The organism is Streptomyces sp. NPDC031100, assembly GCF_055570785.1.
Map to the genome: position 1 here is coordinate 429002 of NZ_JBVIGN010000003.1, position 22063 is coordinate 451064.

Sequence of the window (22063 nt, forward strand, 5' to 3'; positions counted from 1 at the left end):
AATACCTTTCTTGCCCCCCCAGGGCGACCGCACCCCCCCTCCCCCACCCCCACCCCACCCCCCCCAGCCTCCTCCCTCCCCCCTCCCCCCCCCCCCCCCCCCCCCCCCCCCCCGTAGCCGTACGTACGAGAAGGGGTTCTGCTCAGCCCCAGCCCCGCGCGTCCTGCTTGAGGGCGGTGTCGACCGTCAGGGCCGTCGCCACCACGAGGCTCAGCAGCGGCTCGGGCAGCTGGTAGTGGATCTGCAGGACGTAGTTGTCCGCCGTCGTGAACAGCGTCTTGGCGAGGCCTTCCCAGGTCTTGGTGATCCGGGCCACCTCGTTGTCCGCGTGGTCGACGATCGCGAAGTTCCACGCCCGCCAGTTCTCCGCCTTGATCGCGCCGACCTGCTGGCCGTTCGCGTTCATCGCGAAGTTGATCTTCCCGATCATGTTCTTCTGCACGATCTCACCGACCGGCGAGCCGTCCGGGCGGGTCACGACGACCCGGGACTTGAAGATCTTCGCGGGCCGGGTCAGCACCAGCTGCGGCTGACCGTAGGCGTCGCGGATCTCCAGCTTGTGCGTCATGAACTGGTCGAGGCTGGAGACGAAGCGCAGGATCTTCTTCAGCGCGCTCTGGCCGACCTCGACCACCGAGCCGATGTCGCGGCCGTTCTGATCCATGACCTTGTACTCGTTGGTCAGCTCGATCAGCTTGGCCTTCTGGTTCACGACCAGGACCGGCTCGGTGAAGAGGGTGCCGCCACCGGGCCCGCCGGCCGCGACGCCGGCCTGCTGCTGAACCTGCCGCTGCACCTTGGCGTCAGCGGTCTGCTGCTGCGGGATGTGCGCGGCGGGCTGCTGGGGCGCGGCCTGCTGGGCCGGGTTCGTGTGCTCGGTCCACTGCGCGCCGTCCCAGTAACGGAGCGTCTGGGCGGCCCCGTGCGGATCGGGGTACCAGCCTGCAGGTGTGTTCGATTGCGTGGTCACCGGGGCACACTACCCTGCTGTGACCCGTACCTGACCAGTCCGCACGGAGCGGTGTTCATCGCCCGTTCACCCCGTGATGATGGCCGGGTCGCTCACGCCGGGCTGCCCGTTCTCGACGTGGCCGGCGAAGCCGCGCAGGAAGGCCGCGTCGGCGTCCGAGGTGACCGTGAGGTCGTACCAGCGCTCGCTCGCCTCGAGGGTGATGGTGTTCTTCACGGTGGCGCCGGGCCGGACGGTGACCGTGACCGGGCTGCCGCCGTAGCGGTTCACGAGCTTCAGTTTCACCGTGCCGGAGCCCTTGTTGGTGAAGGTCAGCTCGACGTCGTCGCCGACGTAGCGGGCCGTGACCTCGGGTCCGGCGACCTTGTTACGGCCCTTGAAGAGGCGCAGGAAGCCGTTCGGGCCGTGCACGGCGAGGTCGTACGAGCCGCCGGAGTAGGCCGAGTTCCAGGTGTCGGAGAGGGTCTTGCCAGCCTCGGTGGTGTAGGGCCAGGGGCCGTCGGTGCGGTTGTTGGAAGTGACCAGGAACGCCGCACCCGCCTGCGCGCCGGAGGCGAAGGAGAGCGTGAACTTCCCGGCCGCCGTGTCCGCCGAACCGTCCACCACCGGGGCGTACTTGAGCGGTCGGGTGGGACGCGAGCCGCGCTCCTGCTTGGGCAGGGCGGGGTTGGCCGGCGGGACGGGCACGTAGTCGGGGTGCCGGTCGTGGTCCGGCGGCTGGTAGCCGGCCGTGGAGGGCAGCGTGACCGGCTGGGTGTCCTTGCGGGAGAAATCGAAGGCGGCGGTCAGGTCGCCGCAGACCGTGCGGCGCCAGGGCGAGATGTTCGGCTCCTGGACACCGAAGCGACGCTCGATGAACCGGATGATCGAGGTGTGGTCGAAGGTCTCGGAGCAGACGTAACCGCCCTTGCTCCACGGCGAGACGACCAGCATCGGCACCCGCTGGCCGAGCCCGTAGGGGCCGGCGGGGTGGCTGTTGTCGCCCTTGAACAGGTCGAGCTTGGGGTCCACGGTCGACAGGCCCTGGGCGGCGGAGGCCGGCGGGAAGGGCGGGATCACGTGGTCGAAGAAGCCGTCGTTCTCGTCGTAGGTGATGAACAGCGCCGTCTTGCCCCACACCTCGGGGTCGGCGGTGAGCGCGTCCAGGACCTGGGCGACGTACCAGGCGCCGTAGTTGGCGGGCCAGTTGGGGTGCTCGGTGAAGGCCTCGGGGGCGACGATCCAGGAGACCTGGGGCAGCGTGCCCGCCTCGACGTCCGCCTTGAGCTGGTCGAAGAAGCCCTCGCCCTTGCGCGCGTCGGTGCCGGTGCGGGCCTTGTCGTGCAGCGGGTCGCCGGGCTTGGCGTTGCGGTACTGGTTGAAGTAGAGCAGCGAGTTGTCGCCGTAGTTGCCGCGGTAGGCGTCGTTGATCCAGCCCCAGGAGCCGGCCGCGTCCAGGCCGTCGCCGACGTCCTGGTAGATCTTCCAGGAGACGCCGGCCTGCTCCAGGCGCTCGGGGTACGTCGTCCAGCCGTACCCCTTCTCGTCGTTGCCGAGGACCGGGCCGCCGCCCTTGCCGTCGTTGCCGGTGTAGCCCGTCCACATGTAGTAGCGGTTGGGGTCGGTGGAGCCTATGAAGGAGCAGTGGTAGGCGTCGCAGATGGTGAAGGCGTCGGCGAGCGCGTAGTGGAAGGGGATGTCCTCGCGCGTCAGGTACGCCATCGTCGTCGAGGACTTGGCGGGCACCCACTTGTCGTACTTGCCGCCGTTGAACGCGGTGTGCCCGTCGTTCCAGCCGTGCGGGAGGTCCTGGATGAACGCCATCCCCAGGTCGTCGGCGTCCGGGTGGAAGGGCAGGATGTCCTTCGTGCCGTCGGACTGCTTCCAGACGGACTTGCCGTTCTGCGTCACCGGACGCGGGTCGCCGAAGCCCCGCACGCCCCGGAGCGAGCCGAAGTAGTGGTCGAACGAACGGTTCTCCTGCATCAGGACGACGATGTGCTCGACGTCCTCGACCGAGCCCGTGCGGTAGGTGGCGGGCAGGGCGGCCGCGCGCTGGATGCTGCTGGACAGCGCGGTGAACGCCGTCGTGGCGCCCGCGAGTTGAAGGAAGCGCCGCCGGTTCACTTCGGTCATGAGTGAGGGTCCTCTCGTCCTTCGTTCCTGACGTACGCGATGCCGCCGGATGACGGAATCTGCGCGCAGCGAGTGTTCCAAGAGCAGCAAACGTCAGGGAAGGGTCTGATGGCGCCGATGTGAAAGTCGTCGGTACGACAGGGGTTGAGGCGCGAGCCGCGCTCTGACTGCTACAGGGTGCTGGGCGCAGGCAGTCGTCGTGCGGTCTCCTCGGCGGCCGTCCGGCCGTGGGCCGCCCGGATTTCGGCGGTGAGGTCGGCCGCGCTCACCGTGTGCTCGGGCGTCTCCCCGGCTTCCTGCACCACCGCGGCCAGGGCGCATCCGAGCTGGGTGGCTCGCCGCAGGGGCCGGCGCCAGGCGATCCCGGTGAGGAACCCGGCCCGGAAGGCGTCGGCCACGCGGGCCGGGCCGGTGACCCCGGCGGCGAGGGCGGGGATGCGCACCGGACGGCTGTCGCGCACGGCGATGCGGACGCCGGCGGGGCCGAGGGTGGTCACGCAGACGCCCACCCGGTCCAGGAGCTGCGACCGGGTCCAGCCCGTGCGCTCGTGCAGCAGCGAGATCCCCGGCTCGTCGGCGAACAGGTACCGCGCGCCCTCGACGAGCCGCCTGGCCTCGTCCCGGGCGAGCCCGTCCACCTGCCCGGCGGGGTCCACGGCGACCGGGACGCCGAGGTCCCGGCAGGCCGCAGTGTGCGCCGGCATCACCTCGGGGCGGCCCTGCGTCACGAGGGCGAGGTCGAGACCGCCCGCCCGGCGGGCCGCCGCGCGCACATCGACGCGGTCGGCCTCCGCCGGCGCTCCGGAGTAGAACGCGGCGATGCGACGGCGGTCCGCGTCGGTGGTGCACTCCAGGCGTGCGGTCCGCAGCCGGTCGCTGACCAGCAGCGCCCCGGTGTCGACGCCGTGCCGCTCCAGGCGCTCCCGTTGTGCCGCGAAGTCCGCGCCGACCGCGCTCAGCAGCACCGGTCCCAGGCCGAGCAGTCCCAGGCCACAGCAGACGTTGGTGGCCGCGCCACCGGTCGTACCGTCAGGTCGTCGACGAGGAACGACAAGGAAACGCTGTCCAGTTGCCCGGCGAGCAGCTGCCGGGTGAAGCTCCCCGGAAAGGTCATCAGATGCTCGGTGACGACCGGTCCGGTGACGGCGATCCGCATCGGGTCAGTCGCCCTGGAGCTGCGCCTGCAGTCCCATGTGGTCGACGAGGGGCCACACCTCGCTGACGAGGCCGTCCCGCAGCCGGTAGAAGACGTGGGCGCGCTGCGAGACCGACCGGCCCGTGGGAGCGTGGCCCCGGAAGGTGCCGGTGTGCCGTCCGGTGGTCACCCCGCGCACGGCCACGACGTCGCCCTCGGAGACGATCCCCTCGATCTCGAAGTGCAGGTCGCTGAACGACTCGTGCAGGGAGCGCCAGGTCGACCTGATCACCTCGGGCCCTGTCTCGCCCGAGTACAGCGCGTTGTGCATGACCGCGTCCGGGGCCGTGATCTCGTCGGCGATCCGGTCGTACTTCCCCTCGTTCACGGCCTCCTCGTACAGCCGCAGGATCACGGCCTTGTTGGCCTCGGCGACACTCGTCATCGGCTCACTCCAGGATCGCGGCGGCGCCGGCCCGGGCCGGCGGGGTGGTCGGTGCCGTCAGCATCGGCACCGACCGTCAAGAAGTCCTGGAGAACGGGTGAGGTATGCCGCCCTGGGCGGGGCCACCTGCGACGACAGCGGCACATCAGTGGTTCTTCAGTGCCGTCTCCCATGGTCGTCGCGGTAGGCGACCCCGAGGAGATGTCTCGCATGAAGGCTCTGGTGCTGTCGGGCGGTTCGGGCACCCGCCTGCGGCCGTTCAGCCATACGATGCCCAAGCAGCTCATCCCGATCGCCAACAGGCCCGTACTGGAGCACGTCCTGGGGAACGTGCGGGAGCTGGGGGTCGTCGACGTCGGCGTGGTCGTCGGCCACCACGCCGAGGAGATCGCCGCCGTCGTCGGCGACGGCTCACACCTGGGTCTGCACGTCACCTATCTCCGCCAGGACCGGCCCCTGGGGCTGGCCCACTGCGTGCTGCTGGCCCGGGAGTTCCTCGGTGACGACGACTTCGTGATGCTGCTGGGCGACAACGTGCTGCCCGACGGGATCCGTTGCGTCGCCGAGGACTTCGCGGCCTCACGGCCGGCCGCACAGCTCGCCGTGCAGAAGGTCGCCGACCCGAGCGCCTTCGGCGTCGCGGAACTCGACGCGAGGGGCGAGGTGCTGAGGCTGGTGGAGAAGCCGGGCACCCCTCGCAGCGATCTCGCGCTGATCGGCGTCTACTTCTTCACGCCCGCCGTCCACGAGGCGGTGCGGGCCGTCCGGCCCAGCGCCCGGGGCGAGTTGGAGATCACCGACGCGGTGCAGTGGCTCGTGCGGCGCGGGATCAGGGTCGCGGCCACGCAGTACGCCGGCTACTGGAAGGACGCCGGCCGGGTCGACGACGTGCTGGAGTGCAACCGCCGGCTGCTGGAGGAGGTGCGGCCCGCGGTCGACGGAGTCGTCGACGCCGCGAGCTCGCTCGTCGGACCGGTGGTCGTGGAGGCGGGCGCGCGCGTGGTCCGGTCACGGATCGAGGGCCCGGCCGTCGTCGGGGCGCACACGCTCGTGGAGGACAGCCGCGTCGGCCCGTACACCTCGCTCGGGCGGGACTGCGTGCTGCGCGGGGCCGAGGTGCACGGCTCCATCGCCCTGGACGGAGCACGGCTGTCCGGCGTCCGCGGACTGCACGACTCGCTCATCGGCCGCTGGGCCGACGTCGGCCCCGGGCGGCACGGCGCGCGCAGGCACCGGCTCGTGGTGGGCGACCACTGCCTGGTCGAGGTGGAGCCGTGAGGATCCTGGTCACGGGCGGTGCCGGGTTCATCGGCTCCCACTACGTCCGGACGCTGCTCAGCGGCGGATACGGGCCGGCGGGCGTCTCGGTCACCGTCCTGGACAGCCTGACGTACGCGGGCGACCGCGCCCGGCTGCCCGAGCGGCATCCGCGGCTGGACTTCGTCCACGGTGACGTCCGCGACCTGACGCTGCTCTCGGAGCTGCTGCCGGGTCACGACGCCGTGGTGCACTTCGCCGCGGAGTCCCATGTCGACCGAGCCATCGCGGCACCGGCCGAGTTCGTCTCCACCAACGTCGCCGGCACCCAGACACTCCTGGAGGCCTGTCTGCGGGCTCGCGTAGGCCGCGTGGTGCACGTCTCCACCGACGAGGTGTACGGCTCCCTCGCCGAGGGCGCGTGGACCGAGGCGGCGCCGCTGCAGCCCAACAGCCCCTACGCCGCCTCCAAGGCGGGCTCCGACCTGATCGCCCGCTCCTACTGGCGCACGCACCGGCTCGACGTGTCGATCACCCGTTGCTGCAACAACTACGGCCCCGGTCAGCACCCCGAGAAACTGATCCCGCTCTTCCTCACCCACCTGATGGAGGGCCGGCAAGTTCCGCTGTACGGCGACGGGCGCAACGTGCGGGAGTGGCTGCACGTCGACGACCACTGCCGGGCGGTTCACCTGGTGCTCACCCGGGGTCGCGCGGGAGAGGTCTACAACGTGGGCGGCGGCACGGCGCTGACCAACCTGGAGCTCACCCACCGGCTGCTGGCCCTGTGCGGTGCCCCTGCCTCGATGATCCGGCGGGTTCCCGACCGCAAGGGCCACGACCTGCGGTACGCCCTCGATGACAGCAGGATCCGCGGGGAGCTGGGCTATCGCCCCCGCATCCCGTTCGCCGAGGGGCTCGCGTCCACGGCCGCCTGGTACCGCGCCAACTCCGCGTGGTGGAGGGCCGCCAAGTACCCGAACGGGGCCGCGCATCCGCGCGCGGAGCGGACGCTGCGCAGCGGCTGACCGCGGGCGCTCCGCCCGTCCACGGGGAACGGCCGCAGCCGCCCCGTCACGCCGGGTGCGACACGATGCGGGGCAGTGCCTCGGCGAGCGCCGCACGCCAGGGGCGCGGGGCCGTCAGGCCGAGCGCGTGCCAGGCGTCGTGGCCGAGGACGGTGCGGCCGGGGCGCCGTGCGGCCGACCGCATCCGGTGGCCGGCGACGGGGCGGATCCGCTCGGGGTCCTCCCCCAGCAGCCCGAACACCGTACGGGCCAGGCCGCACCACGTGGTGCGGCCCGCGTTCGTGGCGTGGTGCACCCCGGTCGCGCCGGCCCGGGCCAGGGCGACGATGTCCTCCGCCACGTCGGCGCTCCAGCTGGGCTGGCCCCACTGGTCGTCGACCACCTCGAAGCGGGCCCCCGTCCGGGCCCGGCCGGCCACGGTCCGCACGAAACTGTGCCCGTGCTCCCCGTACAGCCACGCGGTGCGCACCACCGCCCCCGTCTCGGGCAGCAGTTCCAGCACCGCCCGTTCTCCGGCCAGCTTGGTCCTTCCGTAGGCGTTGAGCGGGCGGGGCGGGGCGTCCTCCGGGTACGGCAGGACCGACGTCCCGTCGAAGACGTAGTCGGTCGACACATGCACCAGCCGGACCGCTTCGCGGGCGCAGAGCGCGGCGAGACGGCGGACCGCCGCGGCGTTCACCCGGTGGGCCGCCTCCTCGTGGGCCTCCGCGTCCTCCACCCGGGTCCAGGCCGCGCAGTTGACCAGGACGGCGGGCCGATGGCGCCGGACGGCGTCACGGACGGCACGGTCGTCGGTGATGTCCAGCTCCCGGCGTGTCGCCGCGACGACGGGTGTCCCCGACCGGCGCAGCGACGCGACGAGATCGCGGCCGAGCAGGCCGCCCGCGCCGGTCACCAGCCAGCGGTCGCTCACGGTTCGGGCTCCCGGCCGTCGACCAGGTCCGCGGCGGACACCACGCGGACGTCCGGTATGGGCACGATGAACCTGCCTCCTGCGGCCAGGTAGTCCTTCTCCTTGCGGAGGATCTCCGAGGCGTAGTTCCAGGCCAGCATCAGGTAGTAGTCCGGCGGCGTCCGCTTCGCGGGGGCCGGCGGCCGCACCGGGATCCGGCTGCCGGGCAGCAGCCTGCCCTGTTTCGCCGGGGTGGTGTCGACGCAGTACGCGACCGTGCGGGCGTCGATCCCGCAGGCGTTGAGCAGGGTGTTGCCCTTGGCCGGCGCGCCGTAGCCGGCGACGGTGTGTCCCTCGGCGGTGAGGGTGCGCAGGAGTGCGGACAGGGAGGAGCGGGTCCGCTCGACACGGGCCGCAAATGCCCGGTAGGTCGCGTCGGCGCCCAGCCCCAGCGCCTCCTCCTCACGCAACGCCGCCGCCACGTCGTCCGACTCCGGCAGGCGGCTGTGGCGCAGGCCCGCGTGGACGACGATCGAGCCGCCGTGCACCTCGTCGGCGCGGTCCACGGCGAGGATCCGCAGGCCGCCCCGTGCGAAGAGCCGCCGCAGCGTGCCGACGGAGAAGTAGGAGAGGTGCTCGTGGTAGATCGTGTCGAACTGGTTGTGCCGCAACAGGTTGGCCAGGTACGGCACTTCGACGGTGAACACGCCGTCCGGGTGCAGCAGGGCGCGCACCCCGTCGAGGACCTCGGTGACGTCGTCGATGTGCGCGAACACATGCCGCGCGAGGATCAGATGGGCCCGGCCGTGCCGGTCAGCGACCGCGGCCGCCAGGCGCGGGTCGAAGAACTCGGCGAGTGTCTCCACGCCGTTGGCCTGTGCCACGGACTGCAGGTTGCGCGCGGGATCGATGCCGAGGACGCGCACTCCCGCGTCGCGGAAGGCCATCAGCTGGGTGCCGACGTTGCTGCCGATCTCCACGACCAGGGCGCCGGACGGGATCGCGAACCGCCCGACGGCGTTGCGGGCGAGCCGCCGGATGTGCTCGGTGACCGTTGCGGAGTCGGATGACACGTACGGGTAGTCGCGGAACATCAGAGCGGGATCGACCACGTGCCGCAGGCACATCAGACGGCAGCCGCGGCAGTGCACCACGTCGAGCGGATAGCGTGGTTCGGCGGCCGCCGGAGCCCCGGCATCGAGGTATGCGTTGGCCAGTGGCTGAGTGCCGAAGGAGACGACGTCGGCCCAGTCGTCGCCGCCGCAGACCCGGCACCGGGTCACTGTCCGCAGGGGCTGCGCCATCACGGTCATCGCTGCTCTCCTCTCACTTCGCGGTGTCCGGGGCGCGCTCGCCGGGCGCACCGTCCGGCTGGTGCCGTACCGCGGCCCGAAAGGTGCCGGCGTCGCGCTTGAGCGCGTCGGGCAGCCGGGTGCCGAGCCCCGCCTCCTCGTTGCGGCCCTTGTGCAGGACGGCGAGCGAGTGGAAGAAGTGGATCGCGACGACGGTGCGGTCCGTCTCCTTCGACTCGTAGGTGTGGTCCGACAGCAGGTCCTCGTAGTTGAGGCCGTCGACCAGCGACTTCAGGTATCCGGTGGTGGTGCTCGTGGTGGCGAAGTCGCTGCTGGTCCCGCCGAAGGAGGGCCAGTACGACGTCTGCAGGTCCTCGACGGCGTAGAACCCGCCGGGCCGGACATGCGGGAACAGCGCCTCGAAGCTGGTGATCTGGTCGGCGCAGACGTGGCTGCCGTCGTCCACCACGATGTCGATCGGGCCCGTCCGGGCGACGACCTGTTCGAGGAAGGCGGGATCCGACTGGCTGCCGAGGAAGGTCCGCACGCGCCGGGTGTCGACGACCGACTTGTCCGTGACGTCGATGCCGTAGACCATCGCGCGCGGGAAGTACCGCTTCCACATCTGCAGTGACGCGCCGCCCTCCACGGGGTTCTCGTCGCCGCCCACGCCGATCTCCAGGACCGTCAGGGGCCGGTCGCGCAGGGCGGCGAAGAGCGACTCGTAGTGCCGCGTGTACCAGTGGGAGCCCCACTTGTCGCTGCCGAACCGGGCGGCGAGCCGGCTCAGGTCGCCGTGCTGCCGGTGCCTGTCCTCGAGGACCGCGCACCAGTCGACGCCGTCGCCGCGCGATCCGGCGGTGAGCACCCGGGCGACCTCGTGGGGGCCGTCGTGGGCCGCCGCCCGGCCGAAGACGGCACGGTAGAGCGCCAGGAAGTCCAGCAGTGTGTGGCTGATGTGCACGTCGACCCGGGAGTCCGGCTTGGGAGGGCCGTCCGGGCTCCACGGGAACTCGGCGGTCCGGACCGCGCCCCTGTGGTCCGCGGTCACGGTGTATCCGTGGGCGTGCACGCCGGTCCCGATGTCGTACTGGATCACCAGGCCGTGCGCGGGCAGGGCGGGGCCGAGGTCGTAGAGGATCTCGTGGAAGAGCCGGTCCAGCACGGGTACGTACCCGGTCCTGCTGACCAGTTGCAGGACGTCGTCGTCCGGGTGGTCGGCGGTGGCGAGCATCTCCGGCAGGGGGTCCGCCGCGGTGGTGTCGGTCACGGCTGCCTCCGTACGGCCGTCTCGGGGCCGGACGGGGTGGCGGCCGGCCGGGGCTGTCGCCGCTCGGCGGTGAGTTCCGCCAGCCGGGACACCAGGTCGTTGGGGCTCGGCAGGTGCGTGAGGCCGGCGCGCAGGGTCGCGGCCCCGGCCTGGAAGGAGGGGTCCTCCAGGAGCCGGACGAGGCCCTTGCGCACCTCGTCCGCGCCGAAGGCACTGTCGATGTCGGGGCCGACTAGTCCGGCTCCGTGCCGGGCGACGAACCGCGCGTAGTCGGCGGAGACTCCGGCTTTCCGGGCGACGACCAGCTGGGGCACGCCGTGGGCCCAGGCGGCGGCGAAGGTTCCGCCGCCGCCGTGGTGGATGATCGCCGCGCAGGTCGGCAGCAGCAGGTTGAGCGGCACATAGTCGACGAGCCGTACGTTCGACGGCACGCGCTCGACCGTCGCCAGCTGGTCGGCGTTGAGGGTGGCCACCAGCTCGACGTCCAGGTCGGCGACCATCTCCAGCAGGTCGAGCATGGGCAGGGTGCTGTTGCGGTCGAAGAACTGGCGTCGGCTGGTGCCCAGGGTCAGGCACACCCGTGGCCTCTCCGGCGCGGCCCGCAGCCAGTCGGGCATGGCCGCCGTTCCGGTGTAGGGGACCCAGCGCATCGGGAGATACGGGTGCTCGACCGGCAGGCGCAGTTCGGCGGGCAGCGGGTCGATGCTCCACTGGCCGACGAGCAGTTCTTCGTCGAAGTGCTCGCCCAGCCGGTCCAGTTCGGGCCGCATCAGGTCCGCCATCCGGTCCGTGGGGAGCGCGGTTCCGGGGCGGGCCAGCTCGGCCAGGAAGCGGGAGCGGGTCCAGGCGAAGTAGTCGGGGCCCCACAGGAAGCGGGCGTGCGCGGCCCCGCAGGCGCGGGCGGCGAGGGGGGCCGCGAAGAACATCGGGTCCCACAGCACCAGGTCGGGCCGCCAGGCCCGGGCGAAGGCGATCAGATCGTCGGTGACCCGCCGCTGCGCGGGCCGGTCGGCGGCCGCGTAGGCCATCCAGAACGGGGACATGAGGTAGCGCCGGATCAGCTGCCACAGGTCCCGCTCCGCGGGGTCGCCCGCGAGCGGATCGACGATCCCGTCGATGCGCGGATCCTCGGCGCACTCCTGCACCGCGGCGCCCAGGTCCGTCGGTTCCCCGACCGGCACGGCGGTCAGCCCGGCGGCGGTGATCGCTCCGGTCAGGTCCGGATGACCGGCGAAGCAGACCTCGTGTCCCGCACCCTGCAGGGCCCAGGCGAGCGGGACGTAGGGGTGGAGGTGAGGGATCGACGGCATGATCGTGAAGAGGACTCGCACCTTGGTCTCCCATCGGGGCGTGCGCCGCTCGGGACAGGGGCTTTGGGGCATCGGGACGTGGCGCCGGAAGCGCTGCCGTCCAGCGTCGATGTGCGCCGTGAAGAAGCGCTGAGGAACCGGTAAGTGCACGCGAGGGGCCGTCCTCCGTCAGAGGAGCTTCAGCGGATCTGGAGGGTGCTGCGGAGAATCTGGGCCAGTCCGCCTTCCGCCGACGTGGGGAGTGATCACCGATGACAGGTCCGGAGTCCGGCAACCGTGACGTCGTCCTGCGGCTCTACCAGGAGGCGTTCAACGAACGGCGCTACGACGAGGTCACCAGGGATCTCGTGGCGCCGGACGCCGTCATGCACCACGCCCCCTACCCGGAGCGGGGTCCGCAGGTGGTGAATGTGACCTGGGGGGCGCTCCACCGGGCGTTCTCCGACGCGGAGTTCACCGTGGAGCGGATCGTCGCCGAGGGCGATCTGGTGGCCGTGCTGGGCGTGACCACCGGCACGCACACCGGTCCGTTCGCCGGTACGCCGCCCACCGGCCGACGGGTGTCGGAGCGGGCTCAGGTCTTCTACCGGCTGAAGGACGGCCGGATCACGGACATCTGGGCGATGGTCGACCGGCCGGGCCTGCTGCGGCAGTTGACCGAGCACTGAGGGACATACGGAACGCCGCCGGCCCTTCAAGGCCGGCGGCGTCCGCGTGTCATGTGCCGCGATGAAGGCCGGGGGACCGCCCGGGATCAGTGGGATTCCGCGGGCTCCTTCACCGGTGCTGCCGGCACGGACACGCGCCTGCGGATGAACAGGGCGGTGACCACCGCGGAGGCGAGCGCGAGCGCCGCGGTGACGAGGTACACGGCCGTCAGTCCGTGCGCCCCGGCCTCGTGCAGGGCGGTCAGACCGGTGTGCCGGCCGCCGCTGAGGGCGTCGACACCGGCATCCGGGTCGGACACCTTGCCGACGAGGTCGTGGCGCACGGCGTCGACGAAGAACACCCCCAGCAGGGCCACTCCGAGGGCCTGGCCGAGCTGGCGGAAGGTGGCCATCGCCCCGGAGCCCATGCCGGCCCGCTCGGGGGGCACGGACGCGAAGATCGCGGTACCGCTGGCGGGCATGCCCACGCCGATGCCGATGCCCATGACCGCGAGGCCGGGAAGGATCGTGACCCAGTCCGACCCGCCGTCGACGAGGATGCCGTTGAGCACACAGCCCACGCCGATCAGGAGCAGGGACAGCGGGATGGTGATCCGCGGGGAGACCTTGCGCAGCCGGGGCCCGGTCAGGGTGGAGGCGAGGAAGGTGCCCACCGCGAGCGGCAGCAGCGCCAGTCCCGCCTTGATCGCGCCCAGTCCCAGTGCCGACTGCAGCCACAGCGAGGTGAACACGAGGCAGGCGAAGCCCCACGACGAGGCCACCGCGCTGAGCATGAGGGACAGGAAGGAGGCGTTGGTCATGAGCTTCAGGTCGAGCATCGGATACGGGCTGCGCCGCTCCACGCCGACGAACAGCACCAGGGCCAGCGCCGCGACGGCGAGCAGGCCGAGGACGGTGCCGGAGCCCCATCCGTCGTCCCCGACCCGGATCAGGGCGTAGGTGAGGGCGCCGGAGCAGAGCGCGAAGCTCACGATGCCGGGCACGTCGACGCGGGCCTTCTCCGGCTGCTTGGACTCCTTGACGCACACTGAAGTCAGGATGTAAGTCAGCACGCTCACGGGGACGTTGACGTAGAAGATGGCCCGCCAGCTCATGCCCTGGGTCAGCAGGCCGCCGAAGATGGGGCCGACGGCGGCGGCCACGCCGATGACCGCCGACCACACGCCCATGGCGGTGCCCCGGTCCTTCTCGTCGTAGGTGGTGCCGAGGAGGGCCATGCTCGTGACGAACATCGCGGCGCCGCCGACGCCCTGCACTCCGCGCGCGGCGATCAGCACGCCCGGACTGGTCGCGAGGCCGCACAGCAGCGAGGCCGCACCGAACAGGGCCAGGGAGAGCAGATAGGTCCTGCGGCGCCCGAACAGGTCGCCGAAAGAGCCCGAGCTGAGCGTCAGCGCGGCGAGCACCAGCGTGTAGATGTTCAGCACCCACTGCAGGCTCGTCAGCGAGGCGTCGAGCCCGTCGGCGATGTCGGGCAGGGCGACGGTCACCACGGTGGTGTCCACGATGAGCATGAACGACCCCAGACACACCGCGACGAGGGGCCACCATTTACGCATGAGATTTCCTTTCGTCCTCCGGTCACCCAAAGGATCGGAAAGGAGGAGAGGCGAAGCCAGCCGGAAGGGGTTTGGCGACGAATATCTGCGTGCTCTTCAGGCCCGCGGTGAATATCGCCTCTCGCGTATCAGAATCTGACCTTTTCCCGCGTGAGGTCCGGCAGGACGGCACCGGCGCGTTTGATCGTGCGGTCCACGGTCGCCGTCTCCATGCTGCGCACCGCGTCCAGGGAGGCCACGCTCTGGGTCAGATACCGGTACAGGTCCCCGTGGTCGCGGCAGATGACGGAGGCCATCAGGTTGGTGGGACCGGTGGTGACCGCGGCGAACCAGACCTCGGGGTGCCGGGCGAGGGCTTCTGCGACGGAGACCAGTGCGGACGGCCGCACGGACATCCACAGCCGGGCCTCGCAGCGGTAGCCGAGCGCCGCGACCGGCAGGTCGAGCTCGTAGGAGAGGATGCCGGTGCGCCTGAGGTGTTCCAGGCGTCGTTTGACGGTCGACTCCGACCAGCCGGTGCCGTCGGCCAGTTCGCCGTATCCGGCCCGGCCGTCGCGGGAGAGGATCTCCAGCAGGGCGTGGTCCTCCTCGGACAGGCTGACCGGCCCGTCGTCCACCACGGGCGGCTCCGGCAGCAGTTGCTCGACCTGGTCGGGGGTGAGCGACTCCATGCCGGACCAGGTGCGCGGGGTGGCGAAGCCCTGGAGCATCGAGTGCGCCGTGACGGAGACGACGCGGTGGGTGCGGGAGAGCTTCTGCAGCAGGAGGGTGTCGTCGCCGTGGGCGCGGGCCTGGGTGCTGCAGACGATCTCCGTCCCGCCGGACAGCAGGTGCACCCAGAACGTGTCGCCGCGTCGGGCCAGGGCCGTGGCGATGGCGCCCGACGCATCCGGAGTGCAGTGCAGGCGGATGGTCCAGGGCGCATAGCCGAGCAGGCTGAGGTTGACGGAACCGACCACCCTGAGCAGGCCGGCCCCGCGCAGCCGCCGGTAGCGGCGGGCGATGGTGCTGTCCGAGATGCCGAGCACCTTGGCGATCTTGCTGAAGGGTGCCCTTCCGTCGATCTGCAGCGCGTGCGCCAGATCGCGATCGAGACGATCAAGTGTGGGGGTATCCATCCGGCAAGGCTAACCGGTGCCGAAATCCATCAGAAGGACCGTGGAGTTGGCGGACTAGATCGGGAGGCCCAGGCACATTCCTCCGGTGGCGTCCAGCAGGTGGCCGGTGGTCCAGCGGCTGTCCTCGGACGTGAGGAACGCGACGACGCCGGCGATGTCGTCCGGGTGGCCGATCCGGCCGAGTGCCGTGGCGGCGGCGATGCCCGCCATCGCCTCGGGGTGTTCCTTCAGCGGCGCGATCATGTCGGTGTCGGTGACGCCCACCGCCACGGAGTTGACGGTGATCCGCCGCGCGCCGAGGCTGTGCGCGAGGGTGCGGGCCATGATGTCCAGGGCGCCCTTCGTCATGCCGTAGACGAGTTCGTGGGACACCGCGATCCGGGTCACCGACGAGCTGATGTTGACGATGCGGCCGCCGTCGTTCATCAGCGGCAGGGCCCGCTGGACGATGAAGAACGGCGCCCTCACATTGACCGCGAAGACACGGTCGAAGCCGGCTTCCGAGGCGCCGGCGACGGATCCGGAGTGCCCCACCGCGGCATTGTTGACCACGATGTCCAGCGGCCGTCCGGCCAGCCCCTCGGCCAGCCCGGCGAACAGCCGGTCGAGGTCCCCCTCGGTTCCGAACTCGGACCGGACGAGGAAGCCGCGGCCCCCGGCCGCCTCGATGGACGCCAGCGTCTCCTTCGCCCGGTCGGCATGCGTGGCGTAGTGCACGGCGACCAGCGCGCCCTCGTCCGCGAGCCGGCGGGCCACGGCCCGTCCGATCCCGCGCGACGACCCGGTCACCAGTGCCGTCTTCCCGGCGAGCTTCCCCATGGACGAACTCCCGTCTTCCGTCACGGCCGTGGGCCACAGCAGGCGGATCGAGTCTCCCGAGGCCGTCCCAAGAGCCGCTGAACAGTTGCTGAAGCGGCCTGGCCCGCGCCGACGACATGCCCGTTTACGGGTTCCTCAGCGCCTGTGGAGGAGCCGAAGTGACGCTTGGCGAGGTGCGGTTGGAACGTTGTCGAGCGATACCGGATGGGATGCCTCATGCCTGACGTTCAAGTTCCGGTTCTGGTGGTGGGCGGCGGCATGACGGGCCTCGCCGCGGCCCTGTTCCTGCGGCAGCAGGGCGTCGACTGCCACGTGGTGGAACGCAACACGTCCGTGTCGCAGATGCTGCGCTCCACCCATGTCAGCCCGCGCACCATGGAGTTGCTGCGCACGCTCGGCATCGAGCGGCGGGTGCGGGAGGTGGCCGAGCGGTTCGTCCCGGGCCGGCTCTGGTCGGCCGGAAACCTGCCGCCCCGCCACCTGCCGCGCGCCATCATCAGGGCGGGCTCCCTGGCCGACCTGGCCACCGGTGACGCCGTCGTGATGGCGGAGGGGGAGAACGACTTCCACGACATCGGCCCGTCGGAGGCGGTCTGGTGCGGCCAGGACAAGGTCGAGCCGATCCTGCTGGACGAGGCCCTGCGGCGAGGTGCGCACCTCGACTTCGGCACCGAGCTGGTCTCGTTCACCCAGGACGACGACGGGGTGAGCGCGGTCCTGCTCGATCGCGGCACGGGTGCGCGGCGGACCCTCCGTGCGCGGTTCCTGATCGCCGCGGACGGCGCGCACAGCCCCGTACGCAAACGGCTCGGCATCGAGCTGGAGGGCCACGGCAGTCTGGGCCATGTCTTCAACGTGCTGTTCGACGCGGACATCGAGTCCCGGCTGCGCGACCGGCGCTTCATGATCCTTTACCTGACCGACCCCGACGCTCCGGGCATGCTCTTCCGCCTCGACGAGGGGCGATGGATCTACGGCGTCTTCGGCGACCCCACGGTCCTGGCCCCCGAGAGGATCTCCTTCGAGGAGTGCTCCGCGCTGGTGCGCAAGGCGACCGGCGAAGCCGATCTGCCGGTTCGGGTACGGGAGACCAAGGGCTGGTGGATCGGCCACGGCATCACCGGCACCTATCGCGCGGGCCGCGTCCTCCTCGCCGGCGACGCCTGCCACGTGATGCCGCCGACCGGCGGTTTCGGCGCCAACCTCGGTGTCCAGGACGCCGCGAACCTCGCCTGGAAGCTGGCCGCCGTGCTCCACGGCTGGGCCGGCGAGTCCCTGCTGGACACCTATGAGAGCGAGCGCCGGCCGGTGGGCCGGGCCACCATCGACCAGGCCTGGATGCGGCACATGCGGTGGAGCGACCCTCAGGACGCCACCCGGCGCGACGAACGCGACCAGACCGTCGTCACCACGGCCTACCGCTACTCCTCGTCCGCCCTGATCGGCGCCGAGCACGCCGAGCCGTTCGGCCATGAGCTGGAGATCGACGGCCGGCCCGGCATGCGGGTGCCGCACGCCTGGCTGACGCTGCGGGGCAGCCGGGTCTCCTCCGTCGACCTCACCGGCGAGCGGTTCCTGCTCTTCACCGGGCCCGAAGGCCGGCAGTGGGCGGCAGCCGGGCGGGCGGTGGCCGAGCGGCTGGCCGTCCCGCTCGACGTGCTGCCCCTAGGTGCCCCGGACGGCCCGCTGGATCCGCACGACGACTTTCTGAAGGCCTGCAGGCTCGCTCCGGGCGGGGCCCTGCTGGTCCGGCCGGACGGTTTCGTGGCCTGGCGCTGCGACGGCGCCGCCGGCGACGCGGAGCGCGCCCTCGAGGACGCCCTCACCACGATCACGTCCCGCTCCCCGCTCGAAAGGAACTCCGCGTCATGACGGATCTCCGTCCCGCCGCCGGTCCCACCGTCGGCATCGCACCCGAGAACGGCTACTTCACGACCGTCAACATCTTCCACACCTCCCCGGAACGGCAGGCGGCGCTCACACAGGTCCTCGTGGACGGCATGCACCTGCTGGAGAGGCAACCCGGTTTCGTCGCGACGAGCCTGCACCGCAGCCATGACGGCCGGCACGTCGTGGCCTATGTCCAGTGGGAGTCGAGGGAGGCCTTCGAGGCCATGCGCGCCCGTCCGGACGCCCAGGGCCACTTCCGGTCCGTCGGACGCCTCGTCGACTCCGTCGACGCCGTCGCGTGCCGGGTCGTCCACAGCCACGACCGGTCCTGAACCGCGCTCCCGCGAGCCGCGGCCCCGCCACCCCCGCCCGGACCGACCCCGGATCATCTGAGGAGCCCTCATGCGCGCAGTGACCATCCCGTCGTTCGGCGGCCCCGACGTCCTGGCCGTCGCCGACCTGCCCGTCCCCGAACCCGGCCCCGGCGAGGTGCGGGTACGGGTCGCGGCCGCCGCCGTCCACCCCCTCGACATCGTCGCCCGGTCGGGCTTCCTCGGCCCGATGCTCCCCGCGGGGCCGCGCTACGTCCTGGGCGCCGACGTCGCCGGCACGGTGGACGCCGTCGGCCCCGGCGTGACCGGCCTGCGCCCCGGTCAGCCCGTGATCGGCATGTCCGACTGGCCCGACACCAAGAGGGGAACCCAGGCCGAGTACGTGGTGCTGCCGCACGACGTCCTGGCTGCGGCCCCCGACGGCGTGGACCTCGCCACGGCCGCCACCCTGCCGCTGAATGCACTGACCGCGCGTCAGGCCCTCGATCTGCTGGGCCTGGAGCGGGGCGACCTCCTCGCCGTCACCGGGGCGGCCGGCGGGGTCGGAGGCTTCGCCGTGGAACTGGCGCGGCACCGGGGGCTGGCGGTCGTCGGGGTCGCGCGGCCGGGGGACGAGGAGTTCGTGACCGCCCGGGGCGCGACCTTCGTCGCCTCGTCGCCGGACCCGGGCGCCGCCGTGCGGGCGGTCGCGGCGAGCGGTGCGAGCGGGCTGCTGGACGCCGCCGCCATCGGGGCCGCCGCCCTGGACGCGGTGCGGGACGGCGGCGTCTACGTCGGCGTCACCCCGCCCTTTCCCCCGCCGCCGGTGCGCGGCGTCCGCACCGAAGTCGTCCTGGCGCGCGGCCTGTCGGAGCAGCTCGCGGAGCTGGCCGCGCTCGTCGCGGAGGGACGCCTGTCGCTGCGTACCCCCAAGGTCTTCCCCTTCGAGCAGGCGGGCGAGGCGCACGCCCTGGTGGCCGAGGGAGGCGTCCGCGGCGGCGTCGTGCTCGTGCCGTAGCCGGCCGTGTGCCGCCGCTCCCGTCGTATGCAGGTCACCGAGATGCAGATCCCGGACGCGTTTCTGCTGGTCCCGGAGTACCGCCGGGACCGGCGTGGGGCCTTCTTCGAGATGTTCCGCCACGAGGAGGTCTCGCGGGCGGTCGGGCGTCCGCTGACGATCCGCCAGGGCAGCTGTTCCGTTTCCCGGCGCGACACCATACGCGGCGTCCATGGCAGCGCCGTGCCGCCGGGCGAGGCCAAGCTCGTCACCTGTGTGCGGGGTGCGGTCCTCGACCTCGTGGTCGACCTTCGGACGGGTTCGCCGGCCTTCGGACGGTACGACAGCGTCCTGCTGGATCCGGGGTCCGGGGCCGGGGTCTACCTCTCACAGGGACTCGGCCACGCCTTCCGCGCGTTGGAGGACGACACCTGTGTCACCTATCTGACCTCGACGGAGTACGCGCCGGAGGTGGCCGTCGGCGTCCATCCGCTCGACCCCGCGCTGGCGCTGCCCTGGCAGCTGACCGAGCCGCCGGTCCTGTCGGACAAGGACGCCGACGCGCCGACACTGGCACAGGCGGAGGCGGCCGGACTGCTGCCGCGGTACGAGGACTGCCTCGCGCTCTACGCCGCCCTGGCCGCCGGCCGAACGCCCGCCGGCTGACCCGTCGACGCCACCGCGAGGGGGGGGGGGGGGGGGGGGGGGGGGGGGGGGGGGGGGGGGGGGGGTGGCGGGGGGGGGGGGGGGGGGGGGGGGGGGGGGGGGGGGGGGGGGGGGGGGGGGGGGTCCCCCCCCCCCCCGCCCCCCCCCCCCCCCCCCCCCCCCCCCCCCCCCCCCCCCCCGCTGGCGTCGACGCTAGGGCTTGTGGGCCACCACCAGTCGTTCCGTGGCCGTGATGGGCTGGACGGAGATGTCGGTGAACCCCGCTCCGGTCAGCCAGGTACGGCACTGTGCCGCCGTGTACTCCCCGCCGCCGGTGCGCACCAGCCGCATGTTCAGGCTCATCAGCAGGGAGCGCTCGGGGCCGCGACGGTCGTCGTCGAGCAGTTCCTCGTAGATCAGCAGCGCACCACCGGGGCGGAGCGCGTCGTACGCGCGGCGCAGGAGCAGGACGCGGGTGTCCTCGTCCCAGTCGTGCAGGACGTGTCCGAGGACGAGGACGTCTCCCTCGGGCAGCGGGTCGGTGCGGAAGTCGCCACCCTGGAAGGTGACGCGGTCGGCGGTGCCGAGCCGGGCCATGTGCTCGTCGAACAGGGGCTTGAGCGGCGGCACGTCGAAGCACGTTCCACGCAGCCCGGGGTGGGCGCGCACCAGATGCGCCAGCAGGTTGCCGCGGGCCCCGCCGAGGTCCACCACCTGCTCGCGCGCCGACCAGTCGAAGCGGTCGGCCAGGCGCCGCGTCACGGCCGCCGACACGCTGTCCATGGCGTCCATGAAACCGCGCACCTGATCGAGGTCCTGGTACCAGTCCGTGAACGACTCCGTGCCCTCCTGCCGGCCGCCGCTGCGCAGCAGCGCGGTGAGCCGGCCCCAGGCCGGGTAGAGGGCGTGGCCCATGAAGGCGAGGAAGCCGCCGACGTAACCGTCCTTGCCGCGGTCCAGATAGCGCGCGGCGGCGGGCGCGTTGGCGTACCGCTCCCCTTCGCGGTGCAGCAGCCCGAGCGCGGTCAGGGCGTCCAGGTGGTCCCCGGCCGCGCCGGGGTCGAGACCGAGGGCCCGGCACAGTTCCGCACGGCCGGCCGGACCTTCGGCCTCGAGCCAGGTGAACAGGCCGAGTTCCACGGCGCTGAACAGCGCCTGTGCCCGCCAGAACCCGCCTGCGATGTCCATGACCCTCTGCAGTTCGGCATCCTCGACGGCGTCGCCGGCTGCGTCAACGGACCCCATGGAGCTCTCCTCTCGTGGAAGTGATGTCCTGCATGATCAGCGAGGTGACGACCGCGGGGTGCGCGGTGTGGAAGAGGTGTCCGCCGGGCACCACGCGCAGGTCGAACCGGCGTGAGGTGTGCCGCTCCCATCCGGCCACGGACTCGGGGCCGGACAGCGGATCGTCCGCCCCTGCCACGGCGACCAGGGGGACGGGCAGCGGCCGCGGCGGGCGCGGTGGCAGCCCCGCGAGCCAGCCGATGTCGCTGCGGAGCACGTCGACCACGCGCGCCCGCACCCGAGGGTGTTCGAGCACCGCGCGCGGAATGCCGCCCAACTCGGCGATCTCGGCCAGAAGTTCGTCGTCCGCTAGTCGTGCCCAGCGCTTCGCCCACGGACAGTCGAGGTGGGCGGGCCGGCAGGCCGCCAGGTACAGGCGGACGGGTACCGGCCCTTGTCCGCACAGGAGTTCGCCGGTCGCGAGGTGGGCGAGGATCCCGCCCATGCTGTGGCCGTAGAGGGCGAAGGGGCGGTCGATGCGGTGGCGCAGCGCGGCGACCAGTTCCGCCGGATCGAAGCGCGGGGATTCGCCGATGCGGTTCTCGCGTCCGGGCAGTTGCACGGGCTGCACCGCGACGCGCGGGCCCAGCGTCCGCCGCCACGTCAGATAGTGGGCGCTGCCGCCGCCCGCGTTGGGCAGGCAGAACAGGAGCGTCTCCGCCTCGGCAGGCACCGGTCCGCCGAGGAACCAGCGCGCGTACGGGTCAGGAGCCACCGTCGCCGTCCGGGGTGTGCCGGTGGACGTGTACGACCTCGCAGAAGATCGGCACGATGTCATCGGTGATGGCCCGGCAGGCCTTGAAGTGGTCCTGCACGTCGGGGTGTTCGTGCATGGCGTCGAAGTCCGCCCTGCTGCGCCACTGCGCGTAGTTGATCACTTTGGTGCCGTCGTCGCTCTTGTGGAGGTTGGCGGAGACGAAGCCGGGGAAGCGCTCGATGACGTCGGTGGCGTCGAGGATGACGTCGTAGAGGCGGTCCTGGTCGGCCGGCTCCACGGTGAACACGTTGACCAGGGTGTAGTGGTGGTCCTCGAGACGAACGGTGCCCATGGGGGCAGC

Annotated in this window: 22 protein-coding genes; 7 read left to right on the forward strand and 15 right to left on the reverse strand. The window is 72.0% G+C overall.

Annotated features, from left to right (window positions below; all coding sequences use genetic code 11):
- Window positions 1–142: 142 nt before the first annotated feature.
- The 5 genes from ACZ5DS_RS09800 to ACZ5DS_RS09820 all read right to left on the reverse strand — a co-directional run bounded on the left by ACZ5DS_RS09800 (window position 143) and on the right by ACZ5DS_RS09820 (window position 4665).
- Window positions 143–970 (reverse strand): LURP-one-related family protein, encoded by an 828-nt coding sequence (locus ACZ5DS_RS09800; protein WP_468235594.1) that lies wholly within the window; start codon window positions 968–970, stop codon window positions 143–145.
- A 66-nt stretch (window positions 971–1036) separates the two neighbouring features.
- A complete protein-coding gene (locus tag ACZ5DS_RS09805; protein WP_468235596.1) occupies window positions 1037–3085 on the reverse strand; it encodes a phosphocholine-specific phospholipase C in 2049 nt (682 codons plus the stop codon).
- A 170-nt stretch (window positions 3086–3255) separates the two neighbouring features.
- Entirely contained in the window at window positions 3256–4050 is a 795-nt protein-coding gene (locus ACZ5DS_RS09810) for a PfkB family carbohydrate kinase (RefSeq protein ID WP_468235598.1), read from the reverse strand.
- Complete coding sequence (locus ACZ5DS_RS09815) at window positions 4041–4241, reverse strand: hypothetical protein (protein WP_468235600.1); 201 nt, start codon at window positions 4239–4241, stop codon at window positions 4041–4043. The genes ACZ5DS_RS09810 and ACZ5DS_RS09815 overlap by 10 nt, the downstream gene beginning before the upstream one ends.
- A 4-nt stretch (window positions 4242–4245) precedes the next feature.
- Entirely contained in the window at window positions 4246–4665 is a 420-nt protein-coding gene (locus ACZ5DS_RS09820; RefSeq protein WP_468235601.1) for an ester cyclase, read from the reverse strand.
- Between the two features lie 210 nt (window positions 4666–4875).
- Between ACZ5DS_RS09820 and ACZ5DS_RS09825 the strand changes: the two genes are divergently transcribed.
- Together ACZ5DS_RS09825 and rfbB are read left to right on the forward strand one after the other, a co-directional pair.
- The gene (locus ACZ5DS_RS09825; RefSeq protein WP_468235602.1) at window positions 4876–5943 is read left to right on the forward strand and encodes a glucose-1-phosphate thymidylyltransferase; all 1068 of its coding nucleotides are present in this window, start codon (window positions 4876–4878) and stop codon (window positions 5941–5943) included.
- On the forward strand, window positions 5940–6950 hold the full coding sequence (rfbB, locus tag ACZ5DS_RS09830; RefSeq protein WP_468235604.1) for a dTDP-glucose 4,6-dehydratase: 1011 nt from the start codon (window positions 5940–5942) through the stop codon (window positions 6948–6950). Before ACZ5DS_RS09825 ends, rfbB begins: the two co-directional genes overlap by 4 nt.
- Window positions 6951–6996: 46 nt before the next feature.
- Here the strand turns inward: rfbB and rfbD are convergent, their stop codons facing one another.
- The 4 genes from rfbD to ACZ5DS_RS09850 are packed head-to-tail and all read right to left on the reverse strand — an operon-like array spanning window position 6997 to window position 11735.
- The gene (rfbD, locus tag ACZ5DS_RS09835; RefSeq protein WP_468235605.1) at window positions 6997–7863 is read right to left on the reverse strand and encodes a dTDP-4-dehydrorhamnose reductase; all 867 of its coding nucleotides are present in this window, start codon (window positions 7861–7863) and stop codon (window positions 6997–6999) included.
- Complete coding sequence (locus ACZ5DS_RS09840; RefSeq protein ID WP_468235607.1) at window positions 7860–9155, reverse strand: class I SAM-dependent methyltransferase; 1296 nt, start codon at window positions 9153–9155, stop codon at window positions 7860–7862. The genes rfbD and ACZ5DS_RS09840 overlap by 4 nt, the downstream gene beginning before the upstream one ends.
- A 13-nt stretch (window positions 9156–9168) precedes the next feature.
- Entirely contained in the window at window positions 9169–10404 is a 1236-nt protein-coding gene (locus ACZ5DS_RS09845; RefSeq protein WP_468235609.1) for a methyltransferase domain-containing protein, read from the reverse strand.
- A complete protein-coding gene (locus tag ACZ5DS_RS09850) occupies window positions 10401–11735 on the reverse strand; it encodes an activator-dependent family glycosyltransferase (RefSeq protein WP_468235611.1) in 1335 nt (444 codons plus the stop codon). The genes ACZ5DS_RS09845 and ACZ5DS_RS09850 overlap by 4 nt, the downstream gene beginning before the upstream one ends.
- Before the next feature lie 230 nt (window positions 11736–11965).
- On the opposite strand from ACZ5DS_RS09850, the gene ACZ5DS_RS09855 reads away from it, so the two are divergent.
- Window positions 11966–12382, forward strand: coding sequence for an ester cyclase (locus ACZ5DS_RS09855; protein WP_468235612.1), 417 nt, complete (start codon window positions 11966–11968; stop codon window positions 12380–12382).
- Between the two features lie 86 nt (window positions 12383–12468).
- On the opposite strand, the gene ACZ5DS_RS09860 is transcribed toward ACZ5DS_RS09855, so the two are convergent.
- The 3 genes from ACZ5DS_RS09860 to ACZ5DS_RS09870 form a co-directional block, all read right to left on the reverse strand.
- A complete protein-coding gene (locus tag ACZ5DS_RS09860; RefSeq protein WP_468235614.1) occupies window positions 12469–13941 on the reverse strand; it encodes an MFS transporter in 1473 nt (490 codons plus the stop codon).
- Between the two features lie 128 nt (window positions 13942–14069).
- Complete coding sequence (locus ACZ5DS_RS09865; RefSeq protein WP_468235616.1) at window positions 14070–15059, reverse strand: Lrp/AsnC family transcriptional regulator; 990 nt, start codon at window positions 15057–15059, stop codon at window positions 14070–14072.
- Window positions 15060–15113: 54 nt separating this feature from the next.
- Window positions 15114–15878, reverse strand: coding sequence for an SDR family oxidoreductase (locus ACZ5DS_RS09870; protein WP_468235618.1), 765 nt, complete (start codon window positions 15876–15878; stop codon window positions 15114–15116).
- Between the two features lie 216 nt (window positions 15879–16094).
- Between ACZ5DS_RS09870 and ACZ5DS_RS09875 the strand changes: the two genes are divergently transcribed.
- The 4 genes from ACZ5DS_RS09875 (at window position 16095) to ACZ5DS_RS09890 (ending at window position 19742) form a co-directional block, all read left to right on the forward strand.
- Window positions 16095–17750, forward strand: coding sequence for an FAD-dependent oxidoreductase (locus ACZ5DS_RS09875; protein WP_468235620.1), 1656 nt, complete (start codon window positions 16095–16097; stop codon window positions 17748–17750).
- Window positions 17747–18100, forward strand: coding sequence for an antibiotic biosynthesis monooxygenase family protein (locus ACZ5DS_RS09880; RefSeq protein ID WP_468235621.1), 354 nt, complete (start codon window positions 17747–17749; stop codon window positions 18098–18100). Before ACZ5DS_RS09875 ends, ACZ5DS_RS09880 begins: the two co-directional genes overlap by 4 nt.
- Before the next feature lie 70 nt (window positions 18101–18170).
- Entirely contained in the window at window positions 18171–19097 is a 927-nt protein-coding gene (locus tag ACZ5DS_RS09885) for an NADP-dependent oxidoreductase (RefSeq protein WP_468235622.1), read from the forward strand.
- 27 nt (window positions 19098–19124) lie between these two features.
- On the forward strand, window positions 19125–19742 hold the full coding sequence (locus tag ACZ5DS_RS09890; protein ID WP_468235624.1) for a dTDP-4-dehydrorhamnose 3,5-epimerase family protein: 618 nt from the start codon (window positions 19125–19127) through the stop codon (window positions 19740–19742).
- 192 nt (window positions 19743–19934) lie between these two features.
- On the opposite strand, the gene ACZ5DS_RS09895 is transcribed toward ACZ5DS_RS09890, so the two are convergent.
- The 3 genes from ACZ5DS_RS09895 to ACZ5DS_RS09905 are packed head-to-tail and all read right to left on the reverse strand — an operon-like array spanning window position 19935 to window position 22054.
- Window positions 19935–20966 carry a methyltransferase gene (locus ACZ5DS_RS09895; protein WP_468235626.1) on the reverse strand — a complete coding sequence of 344 codons (1032 nt, stop codon included), beginning with the start codon at window positions 20964–20966 and terminating at the stop codon, window positions 19935–19937.
- Window positions 20953–21720 (reverse strand): thioesterase II family protein, encoded by a 768-nt coding sequence (locus ACZ5DS_RS09900; RefSeq protein WP_468235628.1) that lies wholly within the window; start codon window positions 21718–21720, stop codon window positions 20953–20955. The genes ACZ5DS_RS09895 and ACZ5DS_RS09900 overlap by 14 nt, the downstream gene beginning before the upstream one ends.
- Window positions 21710–22054 (reverse strand): antibiotic biosynthesis monooxygenase family protein, encoded by a 345-nt coding sequence (locus tag ACZ5DS_RS09905; protein WP_468235630.1) that lies wholly within the window; start codon window positions 22052–22054, stop codon window positions 21710–21712. The genes ACZ5DS_RS09900 and ACZ5DS_RS09905 overlap by 11 nt, the downstream gene beginning before the upstream one ends.
- Between the last annotated feature and the right edge of the window lie 9 nt (window positions 22055–22063).